Origin of the sequence: Thermoanaerobacter mathranii subsp. mathranii str. A3 (assembly GCF_000092965.1) — a bacterium.
In the GTDB taxonomy this organism is placed as follows: Bacteria; Bacillota; Thermoanaerobacteria; order Thermoanaerobacterales; family Thermoanaerobacteraceae; genus Thermoanaerobacter; species Thermoanaerobacter thermocopriae.
Window position 1 is genome coordinate 1,801,834 of sequence record NC_014209.1, and the last position, 14,641, is coordinate 1,816,474.

Genomic DNA, 14,641 nt, shown 5'->3' on the forward strand with positions numbered 1-14,641 from the left:
AAGTATAAATGAAACATAGGGGGTAAAGTCATGGATATTGAAATAATAAGAAAAACTGATCCAGAAATTGCGGAGGTAATTGAAAAGGAACTTGCAAGACAAAGAAATAAAATAGAGCTTATAGCTTCTGAAAATTTTGTAAGTAAAGCTGTAATGGAAGCAATGGGGTCGCCACTTACCAATAAATACGCAGAAGGATATCCAGCTAAAAGGTATTACGGTGGTTGCGAATATGTGGATGTAGCTGAAGAATTGGCAAGAGAAAGACTCAAAAAACTTTTTGGTGCTGAACACGCAAATGTACAACCTCATTCAGGAGCACAGGCAAACATGGCTGCCTATTTTGCTCTTATAAAACCAGGAGATACTGTACTGGGAATGGATTTAGCCCATGGAGGGCACCTCACTCATGGAAGTAAAGTCAATTTTTCAGGCCAAATCTATAATTTTATATATTACGGAGTAAGAGAAGATACAGGATATATAGACTATGATGAAGTAGAAAGACTTGCAAAAAAGCACAAACCCAAATTGATTGTTGCCGGTGCTAGCGCTTACCCAAGGATAATCGATTTTAAAAGATTTAGAGAAATTGCGGACAGCGTTGGAGCTTACCTAATGGTAGACATGGCTCACATAGCAGGTCTTGTAGCAGCAGGTCTTCACCCCAATCCTGTTCCTTATGCAGATGTCGTTACAACTACCACCCATAAGACTTTAAGAGGCCCAAGAGGGGGAGCTATTCTTTGCAAAGAAGAATACGCAAAAGCAATAGACAAAGCACTCTTTCCGGGAACACAAGGTGGCCCTTTAATGCATATAATAGCAGCAAAAGCCGTTTGTTTTAAAGAAGCTCTCACCGATGAATTTAAAGAATATCAAAAAAGAATTGTAGAAAATGCAAAAGCCTTAGCAAATGCTTTAATGGAAAGAGGAATAAACTTAGTGTCGGGTGGAACTGATAATCACTTGATGTTGTTGGATTTAAGAAACACAGGAATAACAGGCAAAGAGTTAGAAACAAGATTAGATGAAGTAAACATAACTTGCAACAAAAATGCTATACCCTTTGACCCATTAGGGCCAAATGTCACTTCTGGTGTGAGACTGGGAACTCCCGCTGTCACAACAAGGGGAATGAAACCTGAAGATATGGTAGAAATAGCGGACATTATAGTCAATGTAATAAGGGATGAAAACTATAAAGAAAAAGCAAAAGAGAGAGTAGCAAATCTTCTCAAAAAATACCCTCTTTATGAGGACCTCATATAAAGAAATAGGGAAAGTCTTTTACCGACTTTCCCTATTTCTCTTTCTCTTTATGTTCTTCTTTAAATTCCTTTGGCTTATAATATCTTCTGCCAAGCTCACCGTATACATCCTCAAGCTTTATCCCTTTATCAACTAACAAAACTATTAAATGATAAAGTAAATCTGAAACCTCATACACTATCTCTTCTCTGGAGTCATTTTTGGAAGCTATCACTACTTCCGTAGTTTCTTCGCCAATTTTCTTTAAAATCTTATCTATGCCTTTTTCAAACAAATAATTAGTATAAGACCCTTCTACCGGGTTTGTCTTTCTATCTTTTACCCGTTCATATAGCTTTTTAAGTATTTCCATGTCATAATTTTTAACTTCACCTAAAAAGCTCCTATAAAAACAGCTTACATTCCCTGTATGGCATGCCGGCCCTTTTGGCTCCACCTCTATTAGCAAAGCATCCCCATCGCAGTCATAAAATATGTTTTTTATCTTTTGGGTATTACCTGAAGTTTCCCCTTTATGCCAAATTTCCTTCCTACTTCTGCTGAAAAAATATGTTTCTCCCTTTTCCAAGCTTAATTTTAAACTTTCCTCATTCATATAAGCCAACATTAATACTTGTTTTGTGTTGTAGTCTTGCACAATCGTCGGAATAAGTCCTTTTTCATCAAATTTTAATTTCTCTATATCAATCATTCTCTACATCCTTTCGATAAATTTAAATTCTCACCGGTATACCCTCTTCTTTTAAATATTTTTTAACTTCTTTTATTTCCAACTCCCTGTAATGAAACACAGAAGCCGCTAACGCAGCATCAGCTTTGCCTTCAGTAAAAACCTCTTTAAAATGCTCTTTCTTTCCTGCACCTCCAGAAGCTATAACAGGAATATTTACAGCCTCGCTTATCCTCTGTGTAAGCTCTATATCATACCCATCTTTAGTACCGTCTTTGTCCATACTTGTAAGAAGTATTTCTCCTGCTCCTAAAGACTCTACTTTTTTAGCCCACTCAACAGCATCAAGTCCTGTGTTTACCCTTCCGCCGTTTATATACACATCAAATCCTGAGCCATCACTTCGCCTCTTGGCATCAATTGCCACGACCACACATTGGCTTCCAAAACGCACAGCGGCCTGACGAATAAGGGTTGGTTGTTTCACAGCTTGAGTATTTATTGAAACCTTATCAGCCCCTGCTCTTAGAATGTCCCTTATATCGTCAAGGTCTGAAATTCCACCACCAACAGTTAAAGGAATAAATACTTTTTCAGAAGTCCTTTTTACAACTTCTATCATTATTTTTCGTTTTTCATAAGAAGCAGTAATGTCCAAGAATACAAGCTCATCTGCTCCTAATTCATTGTACTCTGATGCTATCCGGACAGGGTCTCCCGCATCTTTTAAATTTAAAAAGTTAACTCCCTTAACTACCCTGCCGTCTTTCACATCTAAACAAGGAATTATTCTTTTTGCAAGCATTTATATTACCTCCAAAGCAGTCTTAAAGTTTATTTTGCCAGTATAAAGAGCTTTTCCAATTATAGCACCAACTACCCCCATGTTTTTGAGGGTTTTTAAATCCTCCATTGAGGATATTCCCCCTGATGCTATCACTTGAACACCTGTTTTTAAAATATTTTCTAAAGCTTTAAAATTTGGTCCATTAAGAGTACCATCTTTAGAAATATCGGTGAAAATTATCGTTTTTACTCCTATTTCCTTCATTTTTTCAGCTAACTCAATATCTTTCATTTTAGTCTTTTCAAGCCATCCACTTACGGCAACTTCCCCATTCTTTGAATCTATACCTACTATCGTCCTTTCTCCATAATTGGAAAGGGAATAAAGAAGAAGGTCGTTGTCATATATTGCCGCTGAACCTAAAATTACATACTTAACACCTGCAGAAAAAAGATAATCGATAGTTTCTCTATTCCTTATTCCTCCACCTACTTCTATCTCGGCTTTACAACTTTTTATAATCTGTTCGATGATATCACCATTTACCAAATGGCCTCGTTTTGCACCATCTAAATCTACCACATGAATTCTCTTTGCTCCTAATTCCTCCCACATTTTAGCTACGTCAACGGGATTTTCATAATAAACCTCTTTGGTATTAAAATCTCCTTTTGTAAGCCTTACACATTTTCCTTCCATAATATCAATTGCAGGTATTAAAACCATTTTGCCATCTCTCCAAAATTTTTTAAAATTTTAAGTCCCACTTTTCCGCTCTTCTCAGGATGGAATTGACAAGAAAAAACATTGTCTTTAATTATAACTGCAGGAATCTGAACACCATAATCAGTCACTGCATACACATATTTCTCTTCATTGTTGGCTACATAATAAGAATGAACAAAATACGCATAATCTCCATTCTCCACTCCTTTAAAAAGTGGAGTTTCTCTTCTTATTTCAAGACTATTCCATCCCATGTGAGGAATTTTTTTATGCTTTGGAAGTTCTATTACTTGCCCTTTAAAAATCTTAAAGCCCTCAGTTTCTTCTATCTCAAAACCCTTTTCAAATAAAAGCTGCATCCCTAAACATATCCCAAGAAACAACTTACCTTTGTCGATTTGTCTTTTTATCTCTTCAAACATGCCTGTTTTAATGAGAGTATCCATCGCATCAGGAAAAGCTCCCACTCCAGGAAGAACTAATGCATGAGCCTCTTTCACCGAGTCTACATCTTTTATAATTTTTGCCTCATAGCCTACGTATTCAAACGCTTTTTCTACACTTCTTAAATTTCCCATTCCATAATCAATAATCCCTATCAATTTTTCACCGCCTCACTTAAGTTACGTATAAAATATATGCAATTCTCGCTTAAACTGTATCTTTATAAAATCCCTTTAGTAGAAGGTATCCCTTCTACCCTTTCATCTATTCGCAATGCCTCATCAAGAGCTCTCCCTAGCGCTTTAAAAGTTGCCTCTATAATGTGATGACTGTTACTGCCGTGCAAAAGCTCCACATGCAGTGTAATGCCAAAGTTGTAAGCAAAGGCTCTCAAAAATTCCTCCACATTTTCCGTTTCAAAATTTCCAACTCTTTCAGCTTTTAAAGGCAAATCACAGTATAAAAAAGGCCTTCCACTTATGTCTACAGAAACTCTCACTAAGGCTTCGTCCATGGGTACATAAAAAGTACTAAACCTCTTAATAGATTTTTTATCTCCAGAAGCTTTTAAAAAAGTATTGCCCAATACAATGCCTACGTCTTCAACAGTATGATGAGCATCTACCTCTAGATCTCCCTTTGCCACTACCTTTAAATCAAAAAGTCCATGCTTAGCAAATAAAGAAAGCATGTGGTCAAAAAAACCTATTCCTGTAGCTATGTCATAATTTCCTTTTCCGTCAATATTAAGCTCAACGTATATATCCGTCTCTTTAGTTTTTCTTTTAACTTCCGCCTTCCTCATAGCAATAACTCCTTTAATCCATTTATTAAATAATCATTAGCCTCGCAACTACTCACCGTTATCCTTAAAGCTCCTTCAAGCCCTTCTACCTTTGAAAAATCTCTCACCAAAATTCCTCTTTCCAAAAGCCCCTGGTACACATAATCTGCATCTTTAAATTTTACCAATATAAAATTCGTTTTTGAGGGATAAACTTTAATGCCAGGAATTTTAGTTAATTCTTTTATTAAACGCTCTCTTTCTTTTAAAATAAAGTTAACTCTTTCTTTTAAAACACCAGTCCTTAAAACCTTCAAAGCTATTACCTGAGATAAAGAGTTAATGTTATAAGGTGACTTCACAAGGTTTAAATACTTTAAAATATTCTCGTTAGCCACAGCATATCCCACTCTCAAACCGGCAAGTCCAAAAGCTTTAGATAAAGTCCTTAAAACAATCAAGTTTTCAAATTCATTTATAACATCTACAATTGTATTACCATAAAACTCAAAATAAGCTTCGTCAACAACTACAATTCCATGGCTTTTTTTTATCATTTTCATTACATCTTCTCTTTCTATAACACTTCCTGTTGGATTATTAGGATTGCACAAAAACACTAATTTAGGCTGATATTTTTCTATAACTTCCGTAAATCTCCCCACATCATAAGTATAATCTTCCTTTAATTTTACAGGTATTTCAACGGCTCCCGCAATTTTGCTGTATACACTGTACATCGCAAAAGAAGGATAAGGATATATTACCACATCGCCTTTGTTTATGAAAGCCAGCATAATAAGGTGGATTATCTCATCCGAGCCATTTCCCACAAATACGTTTGTAGGCGCTACTCCACAATAGGAAGCTAATTCCTCTCTTAATTTTTCGGCAGTAGGGTCAGGATAGATATTTACTTGAGAAGATTTTACAATCTCTTGAATATTTTTTATTACTTCTTCAGGAAGTTCAAAAGGCGTTTCGTTTGCGTCCATTTTATACTTATAAGGTACACTATGGACTTCATAATTTTTGAATCCTTTAATTTCTTCTCTCACCAAATTCTCAATCATTTTAAAACCTCACTTTTATAGAATTAGCATGAGCGGTAAGCCCTTCTGAATTTGCAAAAGTGATTACATCCTTTTTTACCTCTTCTAAAGAATCCTTAGAATAATAGAGAATATTCATCTTTTTGATAAAGTCCGTCACAGAAAGAGGCGAGAAAAACCTTGCTGTTCCACTGGTAGGAAGCACATGGTTAGGACCAGCAAGGTAGTCCCCTAAGGGTTCTGGAGAATATTCTCCCACAAAGACTGCTCCTGCATTCTTGATTTCACCAATTATTTCAAAGGCATTGGAAATGTTAAGCTCTAAATGCTCCGGAGCTATGTCGTTTGCAATACCAATTGCTTCTTTTAAATTATTTACAACAATTATCGCGCCAAAATTTTTTAAAGACTTTTCAATTATTTCTTTCCTTTCAAGATATTCCATTTGCCTTTCAATTTCTATTTTTACTTGTTGCGCAACCTCCAAAGATGTTGTGACAAGTATTGAAGATGCCATTACATCGTGTTCCGCCTGTGACAGCAGGTCCGCCGCCACATATTTAGGATTAGCAGTTTCGTCAGCTATTACCAAAACTTCACTGGGCCCTGCCACCATATCAATATCTACATATCCATAAAGAGCTCTTTTAGCCATTGCGACAAAAATATTTCCCGGGCCAACTATTTTATCAACCTTAGGTATTGACTCTGTACCAAAGGCCAAGGCTGCAATAGCCTGTGCACCGCCAACTTTATATATATCCTCTATTCCTATCCTATCTGCAGCCACTAACACATAAGGGTTTATTCCCTTCTTACCAGCTGGAGAAACCATCACTATTTTCTCTACACCAGCCACCTTTGCAGGTATTCCATTCATCAAAACTGAAGAAGGATAAGAAGCGGTTCCCCCCGGCACATAAATTCCAACTTGAGAAAGAGGTCTTATTATCTGCCCATAAACTATACCTTCTTTAAAATCCATCCATGTAGACTGTTTTTGCTTTTCATGAAATTCTGTTATGTTTTTGATAGCTTTGTCAATCGCTTTTAAAAATTCTCCTTCAACTTCTTTATAAGCATTTTTTATTTCCTCTTTCGTAACTTTTACAGTACTTTTGTCAAGATTTATTCCGTCAAACATGTAAGTATACTCAAACAAAGCCTGGTCTTTTCTCTCTCCTACGTTTGAAATTATTTCTTCCACTTTTTTTGCTATTTCTTTATTCTCTAATTTACTTCTGTTGTGAAGCTTTTGCAAAATGCCATTGTCAATTCCCTTTCGAAAATCAAATATCTCAATCATTTCAAACCTCCTTAAAACTTTCCACAACCTCTTTTAATTTTATAATTATCTCTTTTATTCTCTGGCTTTTTGTTTTAAGACTGGCTTTATTCACTATCAATCTCGCACTGGAAGAAAAAATTTCTTCAATGACTATCAGACCATTTTCTCTCAAAGTATTGCCTGTCTCTACAATGTCTACAATTACCTCTGACAACCCCACGATAGGAGCAAGCTCCACAGAACCATTCAGCTTAATTATTTCTACATTTTCTCCCTTTTGTCTGAAAAATTCTTCTGCAATATTGGGAAACTTTGTTGCAACTCTTTTATTAGTAAGAAAACTGTCCTTTGCCTCTTTAGGCCCCGCAACCACCATTTTGCAAAAACCAAATTTTAAATCTAAAACTTCATAGCAATCTTTCTTTTGCTCTAAGAGAATGTCTTTTCCGCAAATCCCCAAATCAGCTGCCCCGTGTTCCACATATGTTGGCACATCCATTGGCTTTACTAACATAAACTTCATTAAATTTTTATGGTCATTAACAACAAGCTTTCGAGAAATATCTCTTAAAATATTCTCAGCAATTCCTGCCTTTTCAAACAAAGTTATAGCACTATCCGCCATTCTGCCTTTTGGCAGTGCAATCAAGATTTCCATGTTATTCCCCCATATCTATAATTTCGTCAAAGCTATTTTCATCAACATGCTTCGCTTTTTCATAGCTATACATCTCTACAATTTTTCCCTCATCTCTTAACAAAGTGGCTTTCTTGTAAGCATTACTTCTTAAGTTTTCCTTGTATTTTATTAAGACTCTCCAGGATTTATCAACAATATCTTTTTTCTGTTTTTGAAGTGCCAGCATTGACCTTTCCACACTTATAGCAAAACCTGTCGCTGGAATGTGCTCTCCGAAAATCCCTAAAAGGCCATCATACCTTCCTCCGGTACATATAGCATAACCAATTCCTTTAACAAAACACCTGAATATGATACCAGTATAATAATTAAGATTTTGCACCATTCCTAAGTCAAAACTTATATACTCTTCCATACCAAAATCTTTTAATATTTTATATACCCTTTCAAGGTAATCTATCGTTTCACCCAGTTTAGGAGTATCGTAAAGCTCTTTTGCTCTTTTAAGCACTTCTTCGCCACCAAACAAAAGAGGAAGTTCACTTAAAAACTCTGCTTTTTTGCCCCTAATTCCTTTGTCTTTTATGAATTCTTCTATCGAAGATTGATTTTTCTGTTGCAAAAACTCTCTTAAAAGGTTTATTTCTTCATTTTGTAGTTCTAAATCTTCCACTACTCTTTTAAAAAATTCCACCTGTCCCACGTCCACTTTAAAGTCCTCTATTCCAACACTTTTTAAAGCCTCTATCGCAACTGCAATTATCTCTGCATCAGATTCTTCATGATTTGTACCTATAAGTTCAATCCCTGCCTGAGTAAACTCTCTCATTTTTCCTACCTGTGGGTCATCATAGCGATAAACATTAGCGACATAGCATAACTTAAGTGGAAAACTACCTTTTAACTTTGTAGAGACAATTCTCGCTATTTGAGTAGTCACATCTGGCCTTAAAGCTAATATATTTCCCTTTTTATCAAAAAATCTGTACAAATTGTTTTCATCAAACAAAACAGAAAAATTATCGCTATATTCAAAAGTAGGAGGCATTATCTCTTGATAGCCAAATTTTATAAAAACCTCTCTAAACTTTTCTTCTATTTTGCGCTTAAACTTATATTCTTCTGGTAAAAAATCTTGTACACCATCAGGCAAATATATCATTAAAACACCCCGCAATTTACTCTGTCTTTGTAACGTGATAAAGTAATAAACTGTACTTCTTTTATTGTATCCTAATTTTTAATGTATGTCAAGCATAGACAAATAGGCAGAAACGTACTGAATATTATCCTGCTTGCATTGTAAATCCACGCGCAAAATCAAAAAAGTGAAATTTTACATTATTTGAAGAAAACTCAAGGTTGTTTGTGGTATAATTAAGTATAAAAAGGAGTTAAATATGAATAGTATATTTACTGTTAGATGAAAAAGGTATGGATTTCTGGCAATTTACATAAGAGGAATAAAAGCTTTTAATCCAATTTGAAAGAAGGTGCTAAATATGTCATTGCCAAAAGAAAATAAAATATATACTTATGCAGATTATATAGCGTGGCCAGAAAATGAAAGAATAGAACTGATTGATGGCCAAATTTACTTGATGACTTCCCCTTCAAGAACTCATCAAAGGATCTTGGGACAGCTTTTCTACCAATTCTTTGATTATCTCAAAGATAAATCGTGTGAAGTATATATGGCACCTTTTGATGTAAGGTTTCCTGACGGAAATGAGAAAGACGAGGAAAATATAAAAACTGTAGTTCAGCCTGATATAGTTGTTGTGTGTGATGAATCCAAGCTTGATGAAAAGGGATGTATGGGAGCTCCTGATTTGATAATCGAAATTATTTCGACTCCAACAGCACAGAAAGATAAATTCCACAAGTTTAACTTGTATGAAAAGTATGGTGTGAAAGAATATTGGATAGTAGAACCCGAAAACAAAATCCTAAGTGTGTTTATTTTACAAAATAATGAAAGATATGGACGACCCGACATATATACACAAGATGATAAAGTTAAAGTTTCTATTTTTGAAGATCTTGTGATTGATTTAAAAACAGTACTAATATGAATAGAAACTGATTATAAACCTTTTTATTGACAAAAAGAGGTGTTTTTTATGATAGAAGCTACTGAATTATTAAAGTATTCCTTAGAAGATGAGCTAAAGAGGATAACGAATATTATTATTGAAAAGTGCAATCCAGAGAGGATAATACTTTTCGGGTCAATGGCTAATGGTACTGCCAAGGAATGGAGCGATATTGACTTAGTCGTAATAATGAATACGGATTTAAAGTTTATAGATAGATTATTGTACCTGGCTCAAATTACTAATCCAGAGATACCAGTAGACTTTTTAGCTTATACTCCTGAAGAAGAAAAAAATTTTATTGAAAGTGGACATTTATTTTATACAGAAGAAGTGTTGAAGAAAGGTGTTGTATTATATGACAAACGGGCAAGCAGAGTATAAACAGTGGTTAGAATACGCAGATAGCGATTATTAAGCTTAAAAAATTAGAGATTTTGTATTAGAACAAATTGATGGGTAAGATAGAAGGTCATTGTGAACAATATCTAAGGCAGAAACTTACAGTTTCTGCCTTCAGTTTGTTGACAAAGTTAAAAAATTATTTAAAAGTAGATATTTTACATCGTTGCTCCGAAGTTCCAAAGCGACAAAGCTAAAGCGCGACTTTCGGATTGCGGCGGGGTACCGGGCACATTCGACGTCCTGTCTCAAGTGCCCGCCTCCGCCCTCCTTGGCTTCGGCCCCGCCTCCATCCTCAGTCTTGCTAAGCTTTGTTAGCGCTTTGTCACAAGTCGCAACTTATGTAAAATATCTACTTTACGAAAGTTTGTCATCAGTCTGAGGCAGAAACTTACAGTTTCTGCCTTTCTATAATTCATTTAATAAGCTTATCAAAAGTATCTTGCAGATTTTTTATGTCTTTCAAAGTTACATACTGTCCTATCCCTATGCCGTTGATTAATACATATTTATTTTCTGTATCTCTTTTAGTAAAACTTATTTTTTCTACTTTATCCTTGCCATACACATCAAAAGCAAAAGGTGTTTCTCCCTGTGAAATATTTTTTCCTTCATCTAATCCACTAATCTGAAGTAATACTATTCCGTCTAAGAGATTGTCTACATCATCAGCTTTAACAGCTTTCCCATCAATTTGCCAGTTATCTTTTTCACCTTTTTGTATTTGATACTCTTTTCCATCTTGGTAGAAAACTAATTTAGTTATTTCATTCTTTGGAATAGACACTACAAATTTTTCCATATATTTATATACGTAATCATCTGTTAGAAAGAAATTTTCTAAAGAAGAAGCATTGACTCTGTAAATTTTATCTCCATCAGTTTTTACATAATAACCCTCTTGGTAATTTTCTTTTACAGGAGATTTATTTCCTATAAAAAGTGAATAGCTTTTTCCATTTTTCAAAGATACTTTTATAGCATAAGAAGGTTTGTTAAGACCATAAGTGGATAAATCACCTTCTAATGTTCTATCAAAAGTGAGAGAAGTCAAGCTGTCTAATAATTCATCAACATAAATGCTGTCTGCTTTGTAATCAATAGGTTCTTTTATAAACCATGTATCGCCTTCTTTTTTAAAATCAATTAAAGTTTTCCCTTCTTGTTCTATTTTTAAAGAATTTACATCGTTATTTTTGAAGGTAAAAATTTTGTTGTCCTCTTTAACAGGTTTATTGTTCTTACTTTCATAAAAATAATAGCCAAAAAGAACAGCGAATATTGCCAGCAAAACAATAGTGGTTTTAAAAACCCTCATAATGTTTTCCTCCTATACCACATGTATCCTCCAATCATCCACATCATCAGCGGAATAATTACAACTGTGGTATAAAAGAGCATAGCAGCTTGTTTGCCTGTTAGGAAAATCTGATTAAACTCAATGGATTTGGGACGTATAGAAATCTGTGTTGTCTTATCCGCTAACCAGTTGGCACTGTTCATTAAAAAGTCTCTATTAGCTTCCAATGTAATTATTTTATCAGTAAACATCATGCTACTTCCAATAGCTACAATCTTCATCCCTGTCTTTGAATCGGATATAGCTAAGCCTAAGCTTAAAGGACCTTTGATATCACCTTTTTGAAAGCTAGCATCTTTTGAGTTAAAATCGGTTTTACCCCAAGCTTTATCACTAGTTGAAAGCAATTGCTCTATAGTTATATTTTCTGTTGGTTTATCAGGATAAGAAATACTTCTTGACATTGGCATTACAATGTACAAGTTTGATAAATCCAATTTATTAGTTATAGTATGAAATTTGTACTGAGGAACTGGAGAAAGCGGGTCCATAAAATAATTCCTTCCTGGATCTACTACAACGTCATTGTCAAATTTTACACCCCAAGTGGACAAAAGCTCATTTACAGATTTTTGAGTCAAAGGCCCGTGTTCTGCTCCCATTGCAATGATCGCTTTTCCGCCTTTGTCAAAGTATTCTTTTAAAGCAGCCATTTCCTTGTCAGTAAAGTCTCTTCTTGGGTTAGCAATAATTAATAAGTCTGTATTTTTTGGTATTCCTCCTGCCTGTCCTATATTTAAATCTTCTACATTATATCCTTCGCCTCTTAAAGCGTTTTTAAAAGTCGCCAAATAGTCAGCGCTGTTTAATTCATCATGACCTTGAAGAATATAGGCATTTAATTTTTTAGGTTGAGTAATATTAATTATAGCCTGAGTAAATTGTTGTTCCCCGTTAAAAGTAGCAGTATTAGGTTGACTCCCAAAACCAAAAATATCATAAGAATTTACTATCTGTCTTTTTTCATTAGCACCATTTCCTGCAATAAAAAGCACTGTGTCATAGTCCGTAATTCCATATCTTTGAGCAATTGCCGGCTCTTTGTCTGGATCTACAAAATGGACAATTATTCTCTTTGAAACATTTCTGTATTGGTCTAACAAGCTTTTTACCATATCTTTTGAAGTAGTACCATCTTGGAAAAAGGCATAAACTGTAACATCTGTTTTGAGACTTTTTAAAACTTGTTTTGTTTGGTCAGAAAGGGTATATTGCCTATTTTTTGTCAGGTCCCACTTTACAGGTTTTTGAGTTACAATAACATTTGCTAATATCAAAATAGCTAACAAAAGTGCAGTCATTATAAAAGCATTAGTTCCATATTTTAGCTTTGTTCTATTCATTCTTTAATCCCCCTAACTCCAACGTCTTTTATCTACAACACGGATTGTCAAGAAAATAAAGAATATAATTACACTCATGAAAAAGACTACATCACTTAAATTCACTAATCCATTTAGAAAATTATTTAGCCTGTCAAAGAAAGACAGATTCTGAAAAATAGTTTTTGCTTTTCCACTAAACACCTCTCCTAGCCAACTAATCAACCAAAGCACAAGAATTAAAGCAAATCCAATTACTCCAGCTATCATTTGATTTTCTGTAAGAGAGGAAGCAAAAAGACCTATTGATATAAAAGTCGCTCCTATTAGAAATACTCCAATATAGCCTGCTATGATAGAGCCCATATCTGGTGAAGAATACAATTTAAGATAAATGGGGTATAAGAAAGTTATTATAAGTGCTACTAAATATACAAATATTGCGGAAAAAAACTTGCCAATAACAATATCAGTAACTGTAACGGGTGACGTGAGTAAAAGTTGATCTGTTCCTGTCTTCATATCCTCCGAGATAAGCCTCATTGTCAAAATAGGACTTATAAACATAAAAACAGTGACCATACTACCTAAGATTGGAGTTAATATAGCATAATGAGTAGATAACACGTAGGTTGAAAAAAAGTATCCAGATATCAAAAGATAAAATCCTAGCAGCACATAGGCAAGGGGCGAAAAGAAATAGCTTTTAAGCTCCCTCTTTAGTATTTCCCACATTTTCATCGTAACTTTCCTCCTCTGTTGTAAGTTCTAAGAATATTTCTTCAAGACTATAATTTAGTACTTTAAGTTCTAATATTGGGAAGCCTTTTTTGGCAAAAGCAAAAAACATATCTTTTCGAACATCTTTATCAGCAGAAGATTCCACTGTCAGCTTTATCGTATTATCTGCATCAACTTCTGCTTCTACATTAGTTACTCCTTCAATCTCTTTTACACTGTTTGCCACTTCTTCATAAGGCCCTTCCACTTTTATAAAATATCTCCTTGAATTTTTTAATGCAGCTGATAAATTCTCTGTCTTATCTATTGCAACAATTTTCCCCTTATTTATTATAATAACTCTGTCACACACCATACTAACTTCTGGCAATATATGAGTGCTTAAAATTATTGTATGCCTTTTCCCTAATTCTTTTATAATATCTCTTATTTCTTTAATTTGCTTAGGGTCAAGACCTACTGTCGGCTCATCTAATATCAAAACATTAGGGTCTCCTATTATTGCTTGTGCAAGTCCAACCCTTTGTTTATAACCTTTAGACAAATTTTTTATAAGTCTTTTTCTCACATCAGTCAAACCAACTTCATGTATAATTCGTTCAACATCTTCTCTTATCTTTTTAGTAGGAATACCTTTTATACCTCCCACAAAATGGAGATATGCTTCTACGGTCATATCTAAATACAAAGGAGGTACCTCTGGTAAATAACCAATATGTTTCTTTGCCTCTATCGGTTGTTCCACAATATCATATCCTGCAATCTTTATAGTACCACTGGTAGGAGGCATATATCCTGTTATCATTTTCATAGTAGTAGTTTTACCAGCCCCATTGGGCCCCAAAAAACCAACTATTTCTCCTTTATCTACTGAAAAACTTATATTATCTACTGCTTTACGAGTGCCATAAACCTTTGTAACGTTTTTTAGCTCTATCATCATGGTCGTCTCAACCCTCCATTTTACATAGTATGGAAATTATATCACAAAATTATTAAAAATTTGTGTACAAATTGTTAAGCATTAGTTAAGATTGTAACTTAAAGCAAAATGATA

16 protein-coding genes are annotated in these 14,641 nt (G+C 34.5%); 3 read left to right on the forward strand and 13 right to left on the reverse strand.

Annotation, left to right across the window (positions count from 1 at the left end; all coding sequences use genetic code 11):
* The first annotated feature begins 30 nt into the window (after window positions 1–30).
* On the forward strand, window positions 31–1,272 hold the full coding sequence (locus tag TMATH_RS08955; protein ID WP_013150711.1) for a serine hydroxymethyltransferase: 1,242 nt from the start codon (window positions 31–33) through the stop codon (window positions 1,270–1,272).
* Window positions 1,273–1,303: 31 nt separating this feature from the next.
* Here the strand turns inward: TMATH_RS08955 and hisIE are convergent, their stop codons facing one another.
* The 9 genes from hisIE to hisZ all read right to left on the reverse strand — a co-directional run bounded on the left by hisIE (window position 1,304) and on the right by hisZ (window position 8,825).
* Window positions 1,304–1,963, reverse strand: a complete 660-nt coding sequence (gene hisIE, locus TMATH_RS08960; RefSeq protein ID WP_013150712.1) for a bifunctional phosphoribosyl-AMP cyclohydrolase/phosphoribosyl-ATP diphosphatase HisIE — start codon at window positions 1,961–1,963, stop codon at window positions 1,304–1,306.
* 22 nt (window positions 1,964–1,985) lie between these two features.
* Complete coding sequence (gene hisF / locus TMATH_RS08965; protein WP_013150713.1) at window positions 1,986–2,747, reverse strand: imidazole glycerol phosphate synthase subunit HisF; 762 nt, start codon at window positions 2,745–2,747, stop codon at window positions 1,986–1,988.
* Window positions 2,748–3,455 carry a 1-(5-phosphoribosyl)-5-[(5-phosphoribosylamino)methylideneamino]imidazole-4-carboxamide isomerase gene (gene hisA, locus TMATH_RS08970; RefSeq protein WP_013150714.1) on the reverse strand — a complete coding sequence of 236 codons (708 nt, stop codon included), beginning with the start codon at window positions 3,453–3,455 and terminating at the stop codon, window positions 2,748–2,750.
* Window positions 3,446–4,057, reverse strand: a complete 612-nt coding sequence (gene hisH / locus TMATH_RS08975; protein ID WP_013150715.1) for an imidazole glycerol phosphate synthase subunit HisH — start codon at window positions 4,055–4,057, stop codon at window positions 3,446–3,448. Before hisH ends, hisA begins: the two co-directional genes overlap by 10 nt.
* 62 nt (window positions 4,058–4,119) lie before the next feature.
* Complete coding sequence (gene hisB, locus TMATH_RS08980) at window positions 4,120–4,704, reverse strand: imidazoleglycerol-phosphate dehydratase HisB (protein ID WP_013150716.1); 585 nt, start codon at window positions 4,702–4,704, stop codon at window positions 4,120–4,122.
* Entirely contained in the window at window positions 4,701–5,756 is a 1,056-nt protein-coding gene (gene hisC, locus TMATH_RS08985) for a histidinol-phosphate transaminase (RefSeq protein WP_013150717.1), read from the reverse strand. The genes hisB and hisC overlap by 4 nt, the downstream gene beginning before the upstream one ends.
* Window position 5,757: 1 nt before the next feature.
* Window positions 5,758–7,041, reverse strand: a complete 1,284-nt coding sequence (gene hisD / locus TMATH_RS08990) for a histidinol dehydrogenase (RefSeq protein WP_013150718.1) — start codon at window positions 7,039–7,041, stop codon at window positions 5,758–5,760.
* A 1-nt stretch (window position 7,042) separates the two neighbouring features.
* Complete coding sequence (gene hisG / locus TMATH_RS08995) at window positions 7,043–7,681, reverse strand: ATP phosphoribosyltransferase (protein ID WP_013150719.1); 639 nt, start codon at window positions 7,679–7,681, stop codon at window positions 7,043–7,045.
* A 1-nt stretch (window position 7,682) separates the two neighbouring features.
* Window positions 7,683–8,825, reverse strand: coding sequence for an ATP phosphoribosyltransferase regulatory subunit (gene hisZ, locus TMATH_RS09000; RefSeq protein WP_013150720.1), 1,143 nt, complete (start codon window positions 8,823–8,825; stop codon window positions 7,683–7,685).
* Between the two features lie 340 nt (window positions 8,826–9,165).
* On the opposite strand from hisZ, the gene TMATH_RS09005 reads away from it, so the two are divergent.
* A complete protein-coding gene (locus TMATH_RS09005) occupies window positions 9,166–9,738 on the forward strand; it encodes a Uma2 family endonuclease (RefSeq protein ID WP_013150721.1) in 573 nt (190 codons plus the stop codon).
* A gap of 48 nt (window positions 9,739–9,786) precedes the next feature.
* Window positions 9,787–10,143 (forward strand): nucleotidyltransferase domain-containing protein, encoded by a 357-nt coding sequence (locus TMATH_RS09010; RefSeq protein WP_013150722.1) that lies wholly within the window; start codon window positions 9,787–9,789, stop codon window positions 10,141–10,143.
* A 433-nt stretch (window positions 10,144–10,576) separates the two neighbouring features.
* Here the strand turns inward: TMATH_RS09010 and TMATH_RS09015 are convergent, their stop codons facing one another.
* From TMATH_RS09015 to TMATH_RS09030, 4 genes are read right to left on the reverse strand one after another with little or no spacing between them, the layout of a single operon-like run.
* Entirely contained in the window at window positions 10,577–11,479 is a 903-nt protein-coding gene (locus TMATH_RS09015; RefSeq protein ID WP_013150723.1) for a DUF4340 domain-containing protein, read from the reverse strand.
* Window positions 11,476–12,864, reverse strand: a complete 1,389-nt coding sequence (locus TMATH_RS09020; RefSeq protein WP_013150724.1) for a GldG family protein — start codon at window positions 12,862–12,864, stop codon at window positions 11,476–11,478. Before TMATH_RS09020 ends, TMATH_RS09015 begins: the two co-directional genes overlap by 4 nt.
* Window positions 12,865–12,876: 12 nt before the next feature.
* On the reverse strand, window positions 12,877–13,584 hold the full coding sequence (locus tag TMATH_RS09025) for an ABC transporter permease (protein ID WP_012995784.1): 708 nt from the start codon (window positions 13,582–13,584) through the stop codon (window positions 12,877–12,879).
* On the reverse strand, window positions 13,550–14,527 hold the full coding sequence (locus TMATH_RS09030; protein WP_013150725.1) for an ABC transporter ATP-binding protein: 978 nt from the start codon (window positions 14,525–14,527) through the stop codon (window positions 13,550–13,552). The genes TMATH_RS09025 and TMATH_RS09030 overlap by 35 nt, the downstream gene beginning before the upstream one ends.
* Window positions 14,528–14,641 lie beyond the last annotated feature (114 nt).